This is a genomic window from Ensifer sp. 38_S197 (assembly GCF_056924495.1).
Genome location: NZ_JBXOVZ010000001.1, coordinates 605,433 through 625,207 on the forward strand (window position 1 = coordinate 605,433; position 19,775 = coordinate 625,207).

At 60.9% G+C, this 19,775-nt stretch carries 18 protein-coding genes; 7 read left to right on the plus strand and 11 right to left on the minus strand.

The features are described from left to right. Position 1 precedes the first annotated feature (1 nt). The 6 genes from AC1Z3V_RS02655 to AC1Z3V_RS02680 all read right to left on the minus strand — a co-directional run bounded on the left by AC1Z3V_RS02655 (position 2) and on the right by AC1Z3V_RS02680 (position 6,495). Complete coding sequence (locus tag AC1Z3V_RS02655; protein WP_483497070.1) at positions 2–1,066, minus strand: ABC transporter permease; 1,065 nt, start codon at positions 1,064–1,066, stop codon at positions 2–4. Beyond that, positions 1,066–2,607 (minus strand): sugar ABC transporter ATP-binding protein, encoded by a 1,542-nt coding sequence (locus tag AC1Z3V_RS02660; protein WP_483497071.1) that lies wholly within the window; start codon positions 2,605–2,607, stop codon positions 1,066–1,068. Before AC1Z3V_RS02660 ends, AC1Z3V_RS02655 begins: the two co-directional genes overlap by 1 nt. Further along, positions 2,604–3,248: a DUF2291 family protein gene (locus AC1Z3V_RS02665; RefSeq protein ID WP_483497072.1), complete on the minus strand. Its 645-nt coding sequence runs from the start codon at positions 3,246–3,248 to the stop codon at positions 2,604–2,606. Before AC1Z3V_RS02665 ends, AC1Z3V_RS02660 begins: the two co-directional genes overlap by 4 nt. A 68-nt stretch (positions 3,249–3,316) precedes the next feature. Then, positions 3,317–4,258 (minus strand): substrate-binding domain-containing protein, encoded by a 942-nt coding sequence (locus AC1Z3V_RS02670; protein ID WP_483497073.1) that lies wholly within the window; start codon positions 4,256–4,258, stop codon positions 3,317–3,319. A gap of 122 nt (positions 4,259–4,380) precedes the next feature. Beyond that, positions 4,381–5,208, minus strand: coding sequence for a phosphogluconate dehydrogenase C-terminal domain-containing protein (locus AC1Z3V_RS02675; RefSeq protein ID WP_483497074.1), 828 nt, complete (start codon positions 5,206–5,208; stop codon positions 4,381–4,383). A 375-nt stretch (positions 5,209–5,583) separates the two neighbouring features. Then, entirely contained in the window at positions 5,584–6,495 is a 912-nt protein-coding gene (locus tag AC1Z3V_RS02680) for a LysR substrate-binding domain-containing protein (protein WP_483497075.1), read from the minus strand. 122 nt (positions 6,496–6,617) lie between these two features. Between AC1Z3V_RS02680 and AC1Z3V_RS02685 the strand changes: the two genes are divergently transcribed. Beyond that, complete coding sequence (locus AC1Z3V_RS02685) at positions 6,618–7,871, plus strand: aromatic ring-hydroxylating oxygenase subunit alpha (RefSeq protein WP_483497076.1); 1,254 nt, start codon at positions 6,618–6,620, stop codon at positions 7,869–7,871. Further along, on the plus strand, positions 7,861–8,946 hold the full coding sequence (locus AC1Z3V_RS02690) for an FAD-binding oxidoreductase (RefSeq protein ID WP_483497077.1): 1,086 nt from the start codon (positions 7,861–7,863) through the stop codon (positions 8,944–8,946). Before AC1Z3V_RS02685 ends, AC1Z3V_RS02690 begins: the two co-directional genes overlap by 11 nt. A 308-nt stretch (positions 8,947–9,254) precedes the next feature. Here the strand turns inward: AC1Z3V_RS02690 and AC1Z3V_RS02695 are convergent, their stop codons facing one another. From AC1Z3V_RS02695 to AC1Z3V_RS02715, 5 genes are all read right to left on the minus strand, one after another. Further along, the gene (locus tag AC1Z3V_RS02695) at positions 9,255–10,382 is read right to left on the minus strand and encodes an S-(hydroxymethyl)glutathione dehydrogenase/class III alcohol dehydrogenase (protein WP_483497078.1); all 1,128 of its coding nucleotides are present in this window, start codon (positions 10,380–10,382) and stop codon (positions 9,255–9,257) included. Between the two features lie 91 nt (positions 10,383–10,473). Then, on the minus strand, positions 10,474–11,403 hold the full coding sequence (locus tag AC1Z3V_RS02700) for an electron transfer flavoprotein subunit alpha/FixB family protein (protein ID WP_483497079.1): 930 nt from the start codon (positions 11,401–11,403) through the stop codon (positions 10,474–10,476). Between the two features lie 117 nt (positions 11,404–11,520). Continuing rightward, positions 11,521–12,270, minus strand: coding sequence for an electron transfer flavoprotein subunit beta/FixA family protein (locus AC1Z3V_RS02705; protein ID WP_483497080.1), 750 nt, complete (start codon positions 12,268–12,270; stop codon positions 11,521–11,523). A gap of 45 nt (positions 12,271–12,315) precedes the next feature. Continuing rightward, a complete protein-coding gene (locus AC1Z3V_RS02710; RefSeq protein WP_483497081.1) occupies positions 12,316–12,921 on the minus strand; it encodes a dimethylsulfonioproprionate lyase family protein in 606 nt (201 codons plus the stop codon). Positions 12,922–12,923: 2 nt separating this feature from the next. Beyond that, the gene (locus tag AC1Z3V_RS02715; RefSeq protein WP_483497083.1) at positions 12,924–14,960 is read right to left on the minus strand and encodes an oxidoreductase; all 2,037 of its coding nucleotides are present in this window, start codon (positions 14,958–14,960) and stop codon (positions 12,924–12,926) included. A 148-nt stretch (positions 14,961–15,108) separates the two neighbouring features. Here AC1Z3V_RS02715 and AC1Z3V_RS02720 point away from each other — a divergent pair, with 148 nt between their 5' ends. The 5 genes from AC1Z3V_RS02720 (at position 15,109) to AC1Z3V_RS02740 (ending at position 19,674) form a co-directional block, all read left to right on the plus strand. Then, on the plus strand, positions 15,109–15,738 hold the full coding sequence (locus tag AC1Z3V_RS02720) for a TetR/AcrR family transcriptional regulator (protein ID WP_483497084.1): 630 nt from the start codon (positions 15,109–15,111) through the stop codon (positions 15,736–15,738). 7 nt (positions 15,739–15,745) lie between these two features. Beyond that, positions 15,746–16,546 carry a pyrroline-5-carboxylate reductase family protein gene (locus AC1Z3V_RS02725; RefSeq protein WP_483497085.1) on the plus strand — a complete coding sequence of 267 codons (801 nt, stop codon included), beginning with the start codon at positions 15,746–15,748 and terminating at the stop codon, positions 16,544–16,546. A 66-nt stretch (positions 16,547–16,612) separates the two neighbouring features. After that, positions 16,613–17,614, plus strand: coding sequence for an ABC transporter substrate-binding protein (locus AC1Z3V_RS02730; protein WP_483497086.1), 1,002 nt, complete (start codon positions 16,613–16,615; stop codon positions 17,612–17,614). 100 nt (positions 17,615–17,714) lie between these two features. After that, a complete protein-coding gene (locus AC1Z3V_RS02735; protein ID WP_483497088.1) occupies positions 17,715–18,602 on the plus strand; it encodes an ABC transporter permease in 888 nt (295 codons plus the stop codon). Beyond that, positions 18,595–19,674, plus strand: a complete 1,080-nt coding sequence (locus tag AC1Z3V_RS02740) for a quaternary amine ABC transporter ATP-binding protein (protein ID WP_483497089.1) — start codon at positions 18,595–18,597, stop codon at positions 19,672–19,674. The genes AC1Z3V_RS02735 and AC1Z3V_RS02740 overlap by 8 nt, the downstream gene beginning before the upstream one ends. Positions 19,675–19,775: the final 101 nt, after the last annotated feature.

Consider the following 19,775-nt stretch of genomic DNA (forward strand, 5'->3'; position numbering starts at 1 on the left):
GTCAGCCTGCCTTTGCCATTTGCATCAGCGTGACACGCTGCTGCAGGCGGCGTTGAGCCTGGTCCACCACGACGGCCACGATGATTACCAGCCCCTTGATCACCATCTGCCAGAACGAGCTCACACCCATCATTACCAAACCATCAGAGAGAATGCCGATCACGAAAGCGCCGATGATCGTACCCCCGATCGTTCCGCGCCCACCTGACATCGATGTACCTCCGAGAACGGCCGCCGCAATGGCATTAAGTTCCAGATTGGTGCCGGTCGCCGGATGCGAGGCCATGAGTTCCGACGAAATGACCAGCCCCACGATCGCCGCGCAGAAGCCGGAGAACATATAGACGAACATCTTGACTCGGTTGACCCGGATGCCGGACATGCGCGAGGCGCGTTCGTTTCCGCCAACGGCAAAGATATGCCGGCCGAGAGGTACGAAGCGGGCGAAATAGGCTGCGCCGCCGGCGACAGCGATCAGGATCCAAACGGAAACTGGCAAGCCCAGGATCGTACCGGAGCCGAGGTAGCTGAAGCCCTGATTACCGAGGTCCTCGCGTCCGGTGAGATTGGGCAGGGTTTGGCCATCGGAATAGAGCAACGCCATGCCGCGCGCGACATACAGGGTGCCAAGCGTCGCGATGAAAGGAGCCACGTTCAACCTCGTGATCAGCAGACCATTGATCGCGCCGATCAAGATGCCGACGACGGCGACGATGATGGCAACCTCGACGACGTTGAAATACAAGGTATAGCCGAGAGGCAGCGCCACCCCATACATGATCAAACCACCGGCGATCATGCCGCACAGACCGACGATCGAACCGACGGACAGGTCGATGCCGCCGGTGATGATGACGAAAGTCATGCCGATCGCGAGAAATGCATTTTGCGTCGCATGCTTCGTCATCAGGATCATGTTTGCGGTCGACAGGAAGTTCGGCGCAGCGATCGAGAAGAAGATAATCACCGCGAAGAGCGCGATGAACGTCCTCAGCCTCATCAGCGTGAGGAGCGCCGAGCCGCTGGAGAAACTGTCGGCGGCGGCAGTTTGCGTTGCTGTCGTCATCACGCATGCATCCTTTTGGTTTTGTGTCCCTCTGCGGAGGCCGAAACGATCATTTCTTCGGTCGCGTCCTTGCGGTCGACAACCGTCACTAGGCGGCCATTGCTCATCACCGCAATACGATCGGAAAGCGCCATGACTTCTTCGAGATCGGACGTGGAAAAGAGGATCGCCAGCCCCTCCCCCGCCAGGCGACGCATGGTGAGGAAGACATCGGCCTTGGCGCCGACATCGATGCCGCGGCTCGGCTCGTCCATGAGAAGGACTTTTGGCCCGGTCATGAGCGCCTTGCCGATCACGACCTTCTGCTGATTTCCACCCGACATCGACGTCACGTCGAACTCCGGATTCTTCGCCTTGATCGAGAGGTTCCGGATTGCCTCGGCGATCGCTTTTGCTTCGCGCCCAAGGTCGATGTGAAATCCCGCTTTCAAGAACTGGCCCAGGCTCGCCATCGTCAGATTGTCGGCAATCGACATCGACTGTACCAGCCCTTCACGCTGGCGGTCCTCGGGGATGAGGGCCAACCCTTCACGAATGCGCCGGGTGGTGTCGCCTCCCTTGAGTTCCTTGCCTTCGACAAAGATCTTGCCTGTGCAATGTTCGTGACGCCCCATGATGCATTCGAAGAGTTCCGAGCGACCGGCGCCCATCAACCCGTAGATGCCGAGGATCTCGCCTTTGCGCACACCGATCGAGACGTGATCGACGGCAAACCCGCCCTGAGCCCGCTGTAGGCAGATGTTTTCCGTACGGAAGATCTCTTCGCCTGGATTGTGGTCGACCTTTTTTGCGAAATCCTTGGCATCTGAGCCGATCATCGAGCGGACGATCCAGCGCGTATCGATATCCTTGACCTTGGCGTGACCGGTGATCTGGCCATCTTTCAGCACCGTGATATAGTCGCCGATGCGCATCAGCTCTTCCAGCCGATGCGAAATGTAGACGATCGCCACGCCACGCGCCTTCAAATCAACGATCACGCGGAACAGCACATCGACTTCTGCCGCGCTGAGCGCCGAGGTGGGCTCGTCCATGATCAGGATTCGCGTGTCGAGCGAGACCGCACGGGCGATCTCGACGAGCTGCTGCTGGCCGATCGGCAGATCCTCGGCCAGCGTCTCGGCGGAGATCCCGGCCTCCAAACGATCGAGAAACGCGTTGGCTTTTTTGACCTGGCCGCGGTGGTCGATGCCACGAATACCGCGGGTGATCTCGCGGGTGGCAAAGATATTTTCGGCGACGGAGAGATTTCCGAACAGGTTCAATTCCTGAAAGACGATACCGATTCCATGCCTGACCGCGTCGGCCGGGCTATTGAGATGGATGAGTTCGCCATCCAGCCAAATTTCGCCGAGCGTCGGCCGTTCCACGCCGGCGATGATGCGCATCATAGTCGATTTACCGGCGCCATTTTCACCGACAAGGACGTTCACGGCCCCACGACGGAGTTTCAAGTTGGCCTTCTTCAGGGCAACGATGCCGGCATAGGCCTTGGTCACATCCTTGAGTTCGAGAATGACATCCTCGTCCGCATCTCTCATGACGCACCCCCGACGATGATCGTGGCCGGAACGAATTGCGGCAACTGGCCCTTGGCGGGCAGTGGATAGGCACCGGTTGCCTTGATCGTCTTACCTGTCAAGCCGTCGCGCGGCAGCTTTTCGAGCAGCGTACCGTTCACATGGGTGTTGAACGATTTGCCGTATTGCGCCCACTCGATCTGGTTCTTGAACTCGTTGAAGTTCACGAACGTGAGGCTGTCGCGCAGCGCCGTGCCGCGAATGGCCGGACCGATTGAAACACGGACATCCGCCTTGCCGTCACCATCGACATCCACATCGACATAGGCCGCCCGCGATTTCGTTTCCTGCCCGACGATCACGCCGTCGATTTTGGCGGCAAAAGTCCAGGGCGCGTTACCCTGTTTCTCCTTATGCCCATACTTCTCCGCCGCAGCGTTGAGGTCGCTGGCGACAAGCGTCGAGACCTCCGGGAAGGCGCCGGCCCGCTGTTCGAGATAGGGCACGACCTTCGTGTCCCATATATCGGCAACCAGCTTGTCGGGATTGAACGCGCCTGCCGCCGCCTGCCTTTGCTCGTCCTCCGTTTTGACGAGCTTGCAGCCGCCAAGCGCGAGCGCGCCGGCAAACATGAGTGCGCATGCAGCCTGAAACCTGGGCATTCCCATTCTCCGTCATGAACAATGAACGCAAGGCGGGGATCAGCCAGCCTTGCGTAGTCGCGGGAAGATTACTGGGAGAGCGCGAAGGTCTCGAGCTTGTCGGCATTGTCAGCGGTGATGAGCACGCAATCCATGAGCTGCTTCTCTTCCGCCGGAGCCTTGCCGGTCGTGATGTAATCATGCGCCTGTTGCACCGCGAGCTGGGCCTGCGCATAAGCCGGCTGCATGACGGTCGCCTTGATGCCACCGGCGTTGATCGAGTCGCGCACGTCGTTCGAACCGTCGAAGCCGACGACGATGACATCCTTGCGACCGGCTGCCTGAAGCGCTGCGATTGCCCCCATGGCCATCGTGTCATTGCCGGCGATCACGCCCTGGATGTCGGGATTGGCTTGAAGGATCGTCTCCATCTTGGAGTAGCCCTCGGTCTGGCTCCAGTTCGCCGACTGTTGGGCGACCATCTTCATCTCAGGAAACTCGTCGATGACGTCGTGGTAGCCTTTGGAACGAATACCGGCATTGAGATCGGCCTCGCGGCCGAGCAATTCGACGTAGTTCCCCCTCTCGCCCATCAAGCGGACGAACTCTTCCGCACCGAGTTGGGCGCCCTGGTAGTTGTTCGAGACAATCTGCGAGACGGCGATGCCGGTCGCGTTGATCTCACGGTCGATCAGGAAGGAGGGAACGCCTGCATCCTTCGCTTTCTTCACCGCAGCAATCGACGCCTCGGAGCCGGCGTTGTCGAGAATGATCGCCTTCGCGCCGCGGCCGATGGCGGTGTCGATAAGCTGCGACTGCTTGTTGGCGTCGTCGTCATGCACGAGCACGAGCGTTTCATAGCCGAGTTCTTTCGCCTTGGCCTCGGCGCCGACCGCCTCCGCCTTGAAGAAGGGATTGTCGTGGCTCGGCGTAACGATCGCGATGAGATCGGCTGCGAAAACCGGCATCGCGGCGCTTGCCGCCATGACGGCAGCGAAGCCGACGGTGATCAGTCTGCGGGTAACTTTCATATTCTCCTCCCAGTTAGGCACAAGATTTCCTCGACCACTCCTCCATTGAAAGTGGCCCTCCCGTGCGATTGCGTGTTTCGGGCGATCTTGCGCCCTCGAACGGCAAGCGACCTCGCTGCTCGTCAGGTGATGCGATGGATGCTAGCGGCTATTTCCTCCGGCTCGAAGACACGCCTCCAGTCGTCTTTCATGAGCACCGGCTTGCCGAATTCGATTGCCTTGTTGCAGGCGTCGGAGAAGACACCCGGCGTTTCCTCGAAGATGACCGCGCCAAGCACATTCATGTGCCCAAGCAGAAAGTCGCGGGCCGCCTCCTTCGGAACACCGCGGCGGACACATTCGTCCATGGCTTCACGCATGACGACGAGCAATGAAGCGCAGACCGTTTCGGAAAGGCCCGGTTCGAGGAGCGCCATCTGTTCGACCGTCACACGATGCGACCGCATGACCGGCGCCCAAATGACCTTGGCGATCTCTTCTCCAAGGGCATAGGCGCTTTCCGGCCCCTGCATCAACGCTGACACGATATGCTGCTTTGCAGCGATGCCGCCGAAGAAGTCGCGCTTGGCAGCCGGATCCGTCTCGTCGTTGAAGATTGGCGGGTGACAGGGATGCGTGACGAAGTAGGTCAGATCAGCGCGGTCAGGCAGATGGCCTGCAAAGGGTGCCGCAGCATCGAGCGCGACGACCATTGTGCCGGGCTCCAGCTTGTCGACGACCGCAGACGCGACCTTGCCAATGGCCGTGTCGGGAACGGCAAGAATGACGACATCAGCCCCCTTGAGACCCTCCTCGGCCGGAACGCACGCGATACCGAGTTCATTCGCAAGCCGTGCTTTTCCGGCCCCATTTACTTCGACATGCCGGACATCGAAGCGCGAACCTTTAAGGTTCTTGGCGAGCCGATAGCCCATTTTACCACCGGCACCAAACAGCGCGATCGATGTCATCGAGACCTCCCTAGAATGCCGCAGACCACGTCGGTCAGGCGCAATTTCGCTGCGCCATCCATTCGGCGCTCGGAGATATATTTCTCAACTGGTATAACATGTCAATAACTATCCTTGAGAATATGTGACATGGGAGTAGCCCGCGTCGCGACATTTAAGAGTCCGTGGTTGCGGGGGGCCCCGCTGTAAGCCAGGGTACGGAAACTCTTTGCGCCCGACAGCCTTCTCCTCGACGCGGCAAAAGTGCGTCGCGGCGCTTTGGTGTCGCCCAAGTGCTTCAGGTTTTCGATACTTCGCATGTCGCGCAAAACCGCTTGCGCACCTTAGTGCGACCGGCTTCAGGAGCGCGAAGAGCTACCGGGAAGCTTTGAATTCTCAGTCGGCTAGAGCGGAAACCTGGCGCAGCCACTCTATGAACAGTCGCCCGCTTTCCTTTCGTGGTCTCCTCGTCGGTACAACCACGAAGTAGGCCGCCCTGGTGCGAATAGATGCTTCCGTAACACGAACAAGGCGCGTTTGCTTTATAAGGTCACCGACGAGGCGGTTCCAACCAAGCGCGATGCCTTGGCCGTTCAACGCTGCATAAATGGCCTCGGTGTAGAAGCTGCATCGCAGGCCTCGGGCCTTTTTCGGCGCCTTCACGAAAAAGGCCGCGAGCCACTCGTCCCAGCCTGTCCATGTCGGGTCATCCGTGTCGCTCGATATGAGCGGATGACCTACGAGATCATCCACCGTGCAGATTGGGTCGGCCGTGACCAGATAGTCGGCGCTGCAAATCGGGAAAACTTCGTCCTCGAACAAAAGCTCCGCCTGACCGTCCGGCCAGGTACCGGTCCCATAGCGAATCGCCAGGTCCACATCGCTTGCTTCGATGCTCGTCCGGGCATCCTGCGTAATGATGCGAAGCTTGATTTCGGGATGAGCGCGAGAAAATGCGGCAATCCTTGGCAACAGCCAGAAATGCGAAAAGGAGATAGTCGCCGAAATCGCCAGTTCGTCATCGGCACTCTCCGACCGGAGCTCGGCGACGGTGTCGGCAATGAGGTTGAATGCGTCGCCCGCCGCCGCGGATAGCAGCCTGCCCTTCTCGGTCAGTTCGATCTTGCGGTGGAGCCGCCGAAACAGGGGGAAGCCGAAATCCTCTTCCAGCAAATGGATTTGCCGGCTTACGGCAGCCTGGGTCACACCGAGTTCCGTCGCAGCGCGCGTGAAGCTGGACAGGCGGGCCGCCGCTTCAAAGGCCGTCAAGGCGGTGAGTGGCGGAAGTTTCTTCCTCAGGTTCGCCATCTTTGTTCCATTACATTTGGTAATGTCATACGCGCATATTTATGCCGTTGAGTGACCAGAATAGCTGAGCGATCCTGCCCCTGGAACCCGTCGACCTTTCGATAGGAACATAAGGTGGAATTATGCTGCAGACATTTGCTTCTCCCATATCGTCGCTCCTTGATGCAAGAGCCGAGGGACACTCCCTTCCCGCCGGTCTTTATACGCGAGAGGACGTCTTCGAGGCGGATCTCGAGGTCTTTTTCCGCCAGCACTGGATCTGCATCGGCCTTGAATGCGATGTGCCTGAGCCGGGTGACGCAACGGTCGTCGATATCGGCAAGACGAGTCTCATCCTCCTTCGCGACGATGACGGCGAGATCCGCGTCATGCACAATGTCTGCCGCCACCGCGGCGCGCGCCTGCTCGATGCCGGCAAGACGATCGTTTCGAAGCTCGTCTGTCCCTACCATACCTGGACCTATGAGCTGACCGGCGAGTTGAGCTATGCCCCCCACATGGGCAAGGGCTTCGACAAGGAATGCCGCAGCCTCAAACCCGTGACATTCAAGTCGGTCAGTGGCCTCATCTACGTCTGCCTTTCCGACAATGCCCCCGAAGACATCGACCGCCTTGTCGACGTCATGGCCGAACGCCTCGCGCCCTACGACATCCGCAACGCCAAGGTCGCCTACGAATCCGATGTCATCGAACAGGGCAACTGGAAACTCACGATCGAGAACAACCGTGAATGCTACCATTGCTCTGCCAACCACCCCGAGCTCTGCGTCTCCTTCGTCGATCTCGATTTCGGCTTCGACCCGGACGCATTGAGCCCGGAAGATCGAGCCCAGGCCGAGGAGCATTTTTCGCTTTATGAGGAACGGACCAAGCTGTGGGAGGCGGACGGCTACCCGTCCGCGGCGGTCGAGCAATTGGTGGACTGCAGCACAAATTTTCGCACACAGCGGCTGATCATTTCGGGTGCCGGCGAATCCCAGACGCCCGATGCGACCGCCGCATCGGCAAAGCTGCTCGGTACGATGTCGCGCAAGGACCTCGGCGACATGCATCTTTGGGGCCACAACAGCTGGAACCACTTCATGGGCGACCACGCCGTCGTTGCGATCGTCATACCGCTTTCTGCGAATAGGACGCTCGTGCGGACGAAGTGGCTCGTGCACAAGGATGCCGTCGAAGGCGTCGACTACGATCTCGAGAAACTGACCAACGTCTGGCTTGCCACGACCGATCAGGACGCCGAGCTCGTCGCCCGCTCGCACGCCGGCATCGAGGATCCGGCTTACGTGCCGGGCCCCTATTCACCCTTCTCCGAAACCAATCTCGACAAGTTTGCGTCGTGGTACATCGATCGGATGCGCGCCCATGGATACTAAGAGCACCTTTTCTCCGGCTGAGCGCCCTGACCTTGGCGATTTGTGGAACCGCAATTCGGACGAGGACCTGGTCTGCGTCGATGTCCACCAGGAAACGCACGATGTGAAGACATTCACCTTTGCGTGCCCAAAGGGCAAGCGCTTCGCCTTCGAAGCCGGTCAATACTTCCTGTTCGACCTTGATGTCGGGGGCGAGCCGGAAAGCCGGTGTTATAGCATCTCGTCCTCCCCGAAACGCAACAATGCGTTTTCGGTCACGGTCAAACGCGTAGCCGGCGGCAAGATCTCAAACTGGCTTCACGACAACCTGGCCGCCAACACCAAGGTCAAGGCAAACGGTCCCCTCGGCCACTTCATTCGGCCGAACGCGAGGAAATATCTGTTTCTTTCCGGAGGTTCGGGGATCACCCCGGTTATGGCGATGGTCCGCGAGATCGCCGATACATGCGAGCCGGCCGACGTCGTCTTCATGCACGCAGCGCGAACCCCGAAGGACCTCATCTTCCGCGACGAACTTGCCAACCTGGCCAATCGGGTGAAGGGGCTCCGGCTTCAGTTACTTCCGGAAGTCGTTTCCGGTGAAGCCAACTGGTCCGGACTGACGGGGCGCATATCGGCAGCCTATCTGAAGCTTGCAGTTCCCGACATTGCCGAACGCGTCGTCATGTGTTGCGGCCCGGCGCCGTTCATGGCGGCAGCGCGCACGATCTCTGCCGAACTGGGCGTTCCCCCGTCAAACTACATCGAGGAGAGCTTCGACGCGGCCGTGACCGATGACGTCGATACCCCTGCCGTCGAGCAACCGGCCACCCGAATATTCCAGGTCGAGTTCTCCAAACAGGCCCGCAAGATCGAGGTTTCAGAGGAGCAGACCGTGCTCTCTTGCGCAAAGAAGGCAGGGGTGAAACTCCCCTCGTCCTGCTCGAACGGCGTCTGCGGCACCTGCAAGTCGAAGCTCGTCTCCGGCTCGGTCGAGATGAACCACAATGGCGGCATTCGGCAGCGAGAGATCGATGCCGGTCTCTTTCTGCCATGCTGTTCAAAGCCGCTGAGCGATCTCGTCATCGATCGCTAGGTCCTGGCAAATGATTCCGGCCCGACCATTGGTCGGGCCGGACCATCTCAGGCCGTCTTGAGCGCGCCGCTCTTCTTCGCCGCCCATGTGACGATAACGTCCATCTGGCCGGGATTGAGGCAATCAAGGGCTCCATACCCGATTCGCGCAGCCGGGCACGCACGGCCTCCATCGCGGCCGGAACGCTGGCATGGGCTTCCCCTCCTTTTGGCCGGGGCTGAAGGCCCGGCTGTTCATTGGTATCGCCGGCCGCTGGCGCGACGGTGCGGGACAGGCCTTTCCGTCTGCAGGCGGGGTTGACCCCCGGTTCAATAGAGCACCACACTGCGGATGCTTTCGCCGGAATGCATCAGTTCGAAGCCCTTGTTGATGTCTTCGAGGGCCATGGTATGGGTGATCATCGGGTCGATCTGGATCTTGCCCTGCATGTACCAGTCGACGATCTTGGGCACGTCGGTGCGGCCGCGGGCGCCACCGAAGGCGGTGCCCATCCACTGGCGACCGGTGACGAGCTGGAACGGCCGGGTGGAGATCTCCTGGCCGGCGCCGGCGACGCCGATCACCACCGACTTGCCCCAGCCGCGATGGGCCGATTCCAGCGCCTGGCGCATCACCCTGGTGTTGCCGGTGCAGTCGAAGGTGTAGTCGGCGCCACCGATCAGGTCGCCATGGCGTTTCGTCATGTTGACGAGATAGGGCACGATGTCGTCGCCGACCTCCTTGGGGTTGACGAAGTGGGTCATGCCGAACTTCTCGCCCCATTCCTTGCGGTCCGGATTGATGTCGACGCCGATGATCATGTCGGCACCGGCAAGCCTGAGGCCCTGGATGACGTTGAGGCCGATGCCGCCGAGACCGAAGACGATCGCGGTCGCGCCGATCTCCACCTTGGCCGTGTTGATGACCGCGCCGATGCCGGTGGTGACGCCGCAGCCGATGTAGCAGATCTTGTCGAACGGCGCCTCCGGGTTGACCTTGGCGACGGCGATCTCCGGCAGCACCGTGTAGTTGGCGAAGGTCGAGCAGCCCATATAGTGGTGGATCTTGTCCTTGCCGATCGAGAAGCGCGAGGTGCCGTCCGGCATCAGGCCCTGGCCCTGGGTCGCGCGGATCGCGGTGCAGAGATTGGTCTTGCGCGACAGGCAGGAATAGCATTCCCGGCATTCGGGCGTGTAGAGCGGGATGACGTGATCGCCCTTCTTCACGCTCGTGACGCCCGGGCCGACGTCGACGACGATGCCGGCGCCTTCATGGCCGAGGATCGCCGGGAACAGGCCCTCCGGGTCGGCACCGGACAGGGTGAAGTCGTCGGTGTGGCAGAGGCCGGTGGCCTTGACCTCGATCAGCACCTCGCCGGCCTTCGGGCCCTCGAGCTGAACCGTCATGATCTCGAGCGGCTTGCCGGCCTGAACGGCAACGGCGGCGCGTACATCCATTGTCGGATCCCTTTACATTATTGGCTTAATCAACTGAGAGGCCGGCCGCACTTCGACCGGCCAGCTGTCAAATCGGATGGCTTGGAGCGCTTCAGAAAGCCTTCTGCAACTCCGGCAGGGCATCGAAGAGATCGGCGACGAGGCCGTAGTCGGCGACCTGGAAGATCGGCGCCTCCTCGTCCTTGTTGATCGCGACGATGACCTTGGAGTCCTTCATGCCGGCGAGATGCTGGATCGCACCGGAGATGCCGCAGGCGATGTAGAGATCGGGCGCGACCACCTTGCCGGTCTGGCCGACCTGCCAGTCGTTCGGGGCGTAACCGGCATCGACGGCGGCTCGGCTGGCGCCGACGGCGGCGCCGAGCTTGTCGGCGACCGGCAGGATCACTTCCTTAAACTTCTCCGAGGAACCAAGCGCGCGGCCGCCGGAGATGATGATCTTCGCCGAGGTCAGTTCCGGACGGTCGGACGACGACAGCGCGTCGGCGACGAAGGAGGAAACGCCCGGGTTGGCGGCCGCCGAAACGCTTTCGACCGCAGCCGAACCGCCTTCGGCAGCGGAAGCGAAGGCGGCGGTGCGCACGGTGATGACGCGCTTGGCTTCCGTCGTCTGCACCGTCTGGATGGCGTTGCCGGCATAGATCGGCCGCTTGAAGGTGTCGGCGGAGACGACCTCGATGATTTCCGAGACCTGAGAAACGTCGAGCAGGGCGGCAACGCGCGGCATGACGTTCTTGCCGACCGAGGTCGCGGCCGCAACGATCGTGTCGTAGCTGCCGGCAAGCGAGACGATCAGCGCCGCCAGCGGCTCGGCGAGGTTGTTGGCAAGCGAGGCGTCGTCGGCGACGAGCACCTTGGCGACGCCGGCAAGCTTGGCGGCCTGTTCGGCTGCCGCCTTGGCGCCGCTGCCGGCGACCAGCACATGCACATCGCCGCCGATCTTGGCGGCAGCGGTCAGCGCCTTGGCGGTCTGGTCGGAAAGGTGGTTGCTGTCGTGGTCAGCCAGAAGAAGAATGGCCATGATTTAATCTCCCTTTGGTTTGAGCTCAACGGTCCGTTCCGGACCGGAGCTCCAGGATTGTCGCGTGGTTCATGCGTTTGTCCGGAAACCGGTTCCCACTTTCCGGACGCATGAAACTTAGAGCACGCCGGCTTCGGTCTTGAGCTTGTCGACGAGCTCGGCGACCGACTTGACCTTGATGCCGGCCTTGCGGCCCGACGGTTCCTCGGTCTTCAGCACCTTGAGGCGGGCTGAAGTGTCGACGCCGAAGTCGGCCGGCGACTTCTTGTCGAGCGGCTTCTTCTTCGCCTTCATGATGTTCGGCAGCGAGGCGTAGCGCGGCTCGTTCAGGCGCAGGTCGGTGGTGACGACCGCCGGCAGCTTAATGTCGATCGTCTGCAGGCCACCGTCGACTTCGCGGGTGACGGTCGCCTTGCCGTCGCCGAGCTCGACCTTGGAGGCGAACGTCCCTTGCGCCCAGCCCAGGAGGGCCGACAGCATCTGGCCGGTCTGGTTCGAATCGTCGTCGATTGCCTGCTTGCCGACGATGATCAGGCCCGGCTGTTCGGCCTCGGCCACACCCTTGACGATCTTGGCGACGGCGAGCGGCTCGACCTGGTCTTCGGTCTCGACGAGGATGGCGCGGTCGGCGCCCATGGCGAGCGCCGTCCGGAGCGTCTCTTCGGCCTTGGCCGGACCGACGGAAACGACGACGACTTCACTCGCCTTGCCGGCTTCCTTCAGTCGCAGCGCCTCTTCGACCGAGATCTCGTCGAACGGGTTCATCGACATCTTCACGTTCGCAAGTTCGACGCCCGAACCGTCTGCCTTCACGCGGATCTTGACGTTGTAGTCAACGACACGTTTGACCGTCACAAGTATTTTCATCGCAAACCTTCCTCCCGCGCTCGGTTGTGCCCGAACGCCTTTTCGTCAATGTCTCGGTCGATCAGGCAACAACGCCCAGAAGGCGAACAGCGGCTTTTCACCCGAACGCATAGCGTGTTTGATGCCAGGCGGATTGTAGAAGGAGCCTCCGATCCCCGGAGAGAACCATTCGGAATCGCCGTGCTGAAACTCGCCCTCCGACAGGACGAGGTAGGTCTCTTCGGGGGCGTGGTCGTGATCGGGATAGCGCGCGTTCGGCGCCATCAACGTCACGCCAAGCCAGAGATCCCTCCGATCCTCCAGGCCGCCCGGTCCGACGATCATCGCGTTGGCATGGCTCATCAGGAAATTTTCGCTGGCGGTATGGTCGTAGACCGAACGCCACTTCCATTCGAGCATCGGTTCAAGCGACGCAAAGCGCTCGATCAGCGCGTCCAACGACGGCCGCCCGGTCTTCGTCGCGAGGACACCATCGAGATAGCGGCCGCAGACAGGGAGGCGCATTGCAATGTCCGAACGCAGCGGCTGCGGCGCCTCGAGCTGCTCGAAGATCTTCATGATCGACTGACGTGCTCTGATGTCCTGCGCGAACTGGTCGAAGGCCACAAAAGCCGCGTCCAGAAAAGCCTGCAGGACGTCGATCCGCGCCATCGTCAGATGTCCTTGGCCAGGCGCAGCGCATCGTAGATGGCCGCATGCGTGTTGCGGGCCGCCACCGCGTCGCCGATCCGGAAGAGTTGATAGGCGCCTTCCGGATTGCGCTCGATGGACTGCGGCGTGCCCGCGATGAGCTCGTCGTAGGAGACTTCGCCGAGGTTCCTCGAACCAGGCTTCAGTTCGAAATAGAGGTCGTCGAGCGGAATGGTGCCGTGGTTGACGACGATCTGGTCGAAGGTCTGCTGCTTGGCAACGCCACCATAGTCGCTGCCGACATGGGCGATGATCTGGTTGCCACTCTTTTCAACCGACTCCAAGCGGTAGGTGACGGTGAAGGTGACGTCGAGTTTCTGCAGCGAGCGCATGTAGGGAACGAGGTTCATCGCCATGACTTCCGGCGCGAAAGACCGGTCCGGCGTCATGATCTCGACCTTGGCGCCGGCCTTGGCGAGGAATTCTGCAGCCTGCAGGCCCGCATGGTCGCCGGCGTCGTCGAAAACGAGCACGTTGGTACCAGGCTTCACATCCCCCGAGATGATGTCCCAGGAGGAAACGACGAGTTCGTTGCCCTTCGACAAGATCTCTGTATGCGGCAATCCACCGGTCGCGATGATGACGACGTCGGGCTTTTCAGTGAGTACGGTGCCAGCCTCGGCCCAGGTGTTGAACCGGAAGGTGACGCCGAGCTTTTCGCACTGACTCATGCGCCAATCGATGATGCTGATCATTTCGCGGCGACGTTCGCTCTGGGCCGTAAGCCGGATCTGTCCGCCCGGATTGTTCGCGGCCTCGAAAACCACGACCTCATGACCTCGTTCCGCGGAGACGCGGGCGGCTTCAAGACCGGCCGGGCCCGCACCGACGATCACGATCTTCTTGCGGACGGCAGCTTTCGGGATCCGATGCGGCATCGTTTCTTCGCGGCCGGTCGCAGCATTGTGGATGCAGAAGGCCATGCCACCCTGGTAGATGCGGTCGAGACAGTAGTTGGCGCCGACGCAGGGGCGGATATCATCCTCGCGCTTTTCCATGATCTTCCGCACAATATGCGGGTCGGTCATATGGGCGCGGGTCATGCCGATCATGTCGACCTTGCCGGCAGCGATCGCATGACGCGCCGTCGCTACGTCCTGGATCTTCGCGGCATGGAAGGTCGGGAACTTGGTTGCTGCGCGCACATCGCCGGCAAAATCCAGATGCGGTGCGCTCGCCATCCCCTGGATCGGGATGACATCTGTCAGGCCCGGATCCGTATCGATATGACCGCGGATGACATTCAGGTAGTCGATGAGGCCGCTTTCCTTGAGACGACGGGAGATCTCCAGGCCTTCGGCCTTTCCGGTCCCGCCGGGAAGACACTCGTCCGCCGTATAGCGAACGCCCAGGATAAAGTCGTTTCCGACCCTTTCGCGCATGGCTTTGAAGACGTCGAAACAGAAGCGCAGGCGATTGTCGAGCGAACCACCGTAGGGGCCATCGAGTTCGTTGGTGAGCGGCGAGGTGAACTGGTCGATGAGATGGCCATAGGCTTCCAGTTCCACGCCATCCATGCCGCCCGCCTTCATCCGTTCGGCGGCGTCTGCAAAGTCCTTGATGATGCGCTCGATGTCCCAGTCTTCGAGCTTCTTGGGAAAGGCGCGGTGCGCTGCCTCGCGATGGTGCGAGGGCGCAACGACCGGGAGCCAGTCGCCCTTGTCCCAGCGGGTGCGCCTGCCAAGGTGCGTGAGCTGGATCATGATCGCCGCGCCCTCTTCATGCACGGCGTCGGTCATCTGCCTGATCCACGGCACGATCTCGTCCTTGTAGGCGAGCAGGTTGTTGAAGACTGGAGGGCTGTCTTTCGAGACTGCCGCAGAGCCGGCGGTCATCGTCAGCGCCACACCCCCCTTCGCCCGTTCAACCGTATAGGCGCGATAGCGTCCCTTCGGCATACCGTCTTCCGGATAGGCAGGCTCGTGCGACGTGACGATGATGCGGTTACGCAGGGTCAAATGCTTCAACTGAAACGGCTGAAGCAGGGGATCGTTCGACATGCCACGGGCTCCGGTTTATGGGACTTTGATCGCAACGGTAAGCGGAAATGTACATATGTGTCAACAATCAAAAACACTAGAGTTTGGCAATTCGACATATATGTACATTTTGCTTGAACCAGCCCTTTGGATTTGTTAGGAGGCAATCATGGAACAGGCGATGAGTGACACTGGTTGGCGCGGTTCACAGGAGGGGTGGCTCGAAGCCGCCTACGACTCCCTGCTCGAGTCGGGCGTGGATTCGGTGAAGATCCTGCCGTTGGCCAAACGGCTCAATCTTTCCCGGACCAGCTTCTATTGGTTCTTCAAGGACCGCGAAGAACTGTTGAACGCTCTTATCGCGCGCTGGAGGGAGAAGAATACGGGCAATCTCATCAAGCAGTCCGAAGCCTATGCGGAGTCGCTGGCCGAGGCGATGCTGAACGTTTTCGACTGCTGGGTGAACAAGGATCTGTTCGACTCCCAGTTCGAGTTCGCCGTTCGCAGCTGGGCACTGCAATCGCCCGAGATACTGGCCGAAGTGCAGCAGGCCGATCAGGCGAGAATGGAGGCGCTGGGCCGCATGTTCATGCGGTTCGGCTATGAGGCGGGACCGGCGGACGTTCGCGCCCGAACGACCTATCTCGTTCAGATCGGATACATCTCGATGCAGTCCAAGGAAGACCTCGCGCTCCGTATGAAGCGCATTCCGGAATACATCGCGATCTACACCGGACAAACGCCGCAGCAAAGGGAGCTCGACCGCTTCTTTGCCCGGCACGGCTACAAACCAGAGTGAGAGAAGCATGGAAGCGGGCGGACCTTTGAGGGTTGGCATAATTGGAGGTGCCGGCTGGCTGGGCGGGGCAATCGCCGAAGCCATTCTCGATGCCGGCATTGCCGAGCCTCAAAATCTGTCGCTCTCCTATCGCAGTGAGCGGCCGAACCGTTTCGACCGCTCGTTCTGGACATCAGACAACCAGGCCCTTGCCGACCGTTCGGATGTTATCGTTCTCTCCGTCCGCCCGGCCGACTGGCCCAGCCTGAACGTCGATGCCGAAGACAAGCTGCTCATCTCCGTCATGGTAGGCATCCGCCTGAGTGCTCTTGGTGCGCGACACCGGACGGGCCGCGTGGTCCGTGCCTTGCCGAATGCGGCGGCCGAAGTCCGCAAATCCTATACGCCGTGGATCGTCGCGGCCGATGTGCGGGAGGATGATCGGTCGATCATACGGGCTATCTTCGACGCCTGCGGCTCCCAAGATGAAGTGCGTTCAGAGGCGGAGATCGACTATCTGACCGGCCTCACCGGCTCCGGTCCCGCCTTTCCGGCGCTTCTTGCCGAGGCGATGGTGACAGACGCCATCTCCTATGGCCTGGCGCCCGAGATCGCCAAGCGTGCCGTCAACACCCTTATCGTGGGTGCGGGCAGGTTACTGGAACAACGGGACGACTGTCCCGGCGAAACGGTCCAGACCTTCCTTGACTATCGCGGCACCACTGCGGCAGCGATCGAGGAAATGCGCGCGGCCGGATTTGGTGCCGCCGTTTCGCGCGGATTGTCGGCGGCATTGAGGAAATCGGTTCGCATGGGAGACGCCTCCTAGCGCCGTAGGAGCGGGCTCCGCGGCATCCCGCTCCAACAGAAGAAGCCGCCAAAAGAGGGAACGATAATGAAAAGCTTGCTTGCATCGACATGCCTGTTCCTTGGAACCGTCGCCGGTTCGTCGCTCGCCAATGCTGCGGACTGTGGCAGCGTCACCATCGCCAGCATGAACTGGCAAAGTGCCGAGGTGATTTCCAACCTCGACAAGATCATTCTCAATGAAGGTTACGGCTGCAGCGCCGAAATCACCATCGGCGACACCGTCCCGACCATCACGTCGATGGCAGAGAAAGGCGAACCCGATATCGCGCCCGAGGCCTGGATCGACTTGCTTCCCGACGTGGTCAAGAAGGGAACCGAGGAAGGCCGTATCGTGAAGGTCGGCTCGCCGCTTCCCGACGGCGGCGTCCAGGGCTGGTGGATCCCGAAATACTTCGCCGATGCCCATCCCGACATCAAGAGCATTCCCGACCTCCTGAAGCATCCCGACCTTATCAAGGACCCTGAAGACCCGAGCAAGGGCGCGATCTTCAACGGCCCACAAGGCTGGGGCGGCACGGTCGTGACCGCGCAGCTCTACAAGGCGTTTGAAGCGGAAAAGGCCGGCTGGACGCTGGTCGACACCGGATCTGCGGCAGGTCTCGATGGTTCGATCGCAAAGGCCTACGAACGCAAGGAAGGCTGGGTCGGCTACTACTGGGCACCGACTGCTCTGCTCGGCAAATACGAGATGGTACATCTCGAAGCCGGCGTCCCCTATGATGCAGCTGAGTGGAAGCGTTGCATCACGGTTGCCGAATGCACCGACCCCAAACCCAGCGCCTGGCCGGTCGATACGATCGTGACGCTCGTCGCCAAGCCTTTCTCGGAAAAGGCAGGGCCGGAAGTCATGGAGTATCTCAACAAGCGCTCCTGGAGCAACGAGACCATTGCCAAGCTCATGGCCTGGATGACCGACAACCAGGCAAGCGGCGAAGAAGGTGCCAAGCACTTCCTCGAAGAAAACCCGGATATCTGGAAGAAGTGGGTTTCGCCGGAAGCCGCCGCGAAGATCGAGGCGGCGCTGTAATCGGCACCGCCGCGCCGATGCGGCGTGCTTCTGCACGCCGCATCGTTCATGCCGACATAACAAGGAAGAACGGATCGGCTCTTTCGAGAAGGGGAACCGAATGGACTGGTTTTATCAATTTCCGCATATGGACGACAACGCGCTTCGCGACCTGAAGAAGGTCATCGACGAGACGTTTCGCGGCTTTACACGCAGCTACGGCGACCTGATCGAGGGTTTCTTTACGCCACTGCAGCATTTTCTGATCGCCGCCGAACGGTTCATGACCAAGACGCCGTGGCCGATCATCACCCTGCTGATCCTGGCTATCGCCTGGGCAGCGACCAGAAGCCTGCGGATCGTCGTCGGCTGTCTCGTGACGCTGCTGTTGATCGGTTACTTCGACATGTGGGACGACACGATGCGGACGATCTCGATGATCTTCGTCTGCACCGTGCTGTCGATCGCGATCGGACTGCCGATCGGCATTCTGATGTCGCGCTCCGACAGGGTACAGCGGGTCGTCAATCCCGTGCTCGACGTGATGCAGACCATGCCGAGCTTCGTCTATCTGATCCCCGTCGTCATGCTGCTCGGCATCGGCAAGGTTCCCGGCCTGATCGCCGTCGTCATCTACGCCATCCCACCGATGATCCGGCTCACCAATCTCGGCATTCGCCTGGTCGACAAGGACGTGCTGGAGGCAGCCGATGCCTTCGGCGCCGACAACAGGCAGAAGCTCTTCAAGGTGCAGCTTCCTCTTGCGCTTCCGACCATCATGGCGGGCATCAACCAGACCATCATGATGGCGCTCGCCATGGTCGTCATCGCGTCGATGATCGGCGTCCAGGGTCTTGGCCAGCCGGTGCTGAAGGCGATCGCCAACCAGTACTTCACGCTCGGCATCTTCAACGGCCTTGCGATCGTCGGTATCGCCATCATGTTCGACCGCGTCAGCCAGGCCTATGGCGAACGGCTCCAGAAGCACCGGGAGGTGGTCCATGGCTGATCATGCTTTCGGCGGCATCGCGATCCGCCATCTCTACAAGATCTTCGGGCCGAACGCTGAGGCTCATGTCGAAGCGGTCCAGAACGGCCTGAGCAAGGCCGAACTCAACGAGCGCCATGGACATGTGCTCGGCCTTCGCGACATCAATATCGAAATGCCGTCGGGCTCCATCCAGGTCATCATGGGGCTTTCCGGCTCGGGCAAGTCGACGCTCATCCGCCATATCAACCGGCTGATCGACCCGACGGCCGGCGAAGTCCTTGTCGACGGCGTCGATGTGGTGAAGATGCCCGAAATGGAGTTGCGGGAATTCCGCCGCCACCAGACGGCAATGGTGTTCCAGAAGTTTGCGCTGCTCCCGCATCGCAGCGTGCTCGACAACACGATCTTCGGCCTCGAAATCCAGGGCGTGTCGCGTGCGCAGAGCACCGACACCGCCATGCGGTGGCTGGAACGGGTCGGTCTCAAAGGCTTCGAGCAGAAATATCCCAATCAGCTCTCCGGCGGCATGCAGCAGCGCGTCGGCCTTGCCCGGGCGCTTGCCAACGACGCACCGGTTCTGCTGATGGACGAGGCCTATTCGGCACTCGATCCGCTCATCCGCACAGACATGCAAACTGTGCTTCTGGACCTGCAGAAGGAGATCAAGAAGACGATCGTCTTCATCACCCACGATCTCGACGAGGCGCTCAGGCTCGGCGACCAGATCGCCATTCTGCGCGACGGCGAGGTCATCCAGCAGGGGTCAAGCCAGGACATCGTGCTGAGACCCGCCGACGACTATGTCGCCAACTTCGTGAAGGAGGTAAACCGCGGGCGTGTCGTGCATGTTGAGGCAATCATGACGCCATGCGGCGCGACCGCCGTCGATAGCGGACCGCGGATTGCCGCCAATCTCACGATCGAAGAGGCGGTGCGCACGCTCGCGTCAGCGCCCGAAGGCGACATCACCGTCGTCGATCCTTTGGGCAAGCCTCTCGGCATCGTCACATTCCGTCAGTTGGCGGGTGCGATGGTCAATGCGCATGAAGCAAACGATCGTGCAATGGCGATTGCAGCCACCGCCGCGTGACACGGGCGACCGCCCCAATATGTCTCCCCTCCGGGCGGACGGTTCTCCGCCCGGAAAAGCGTAAGGGTTGCCGAAGCGCACCCATTCCAGTCCCGATCCCC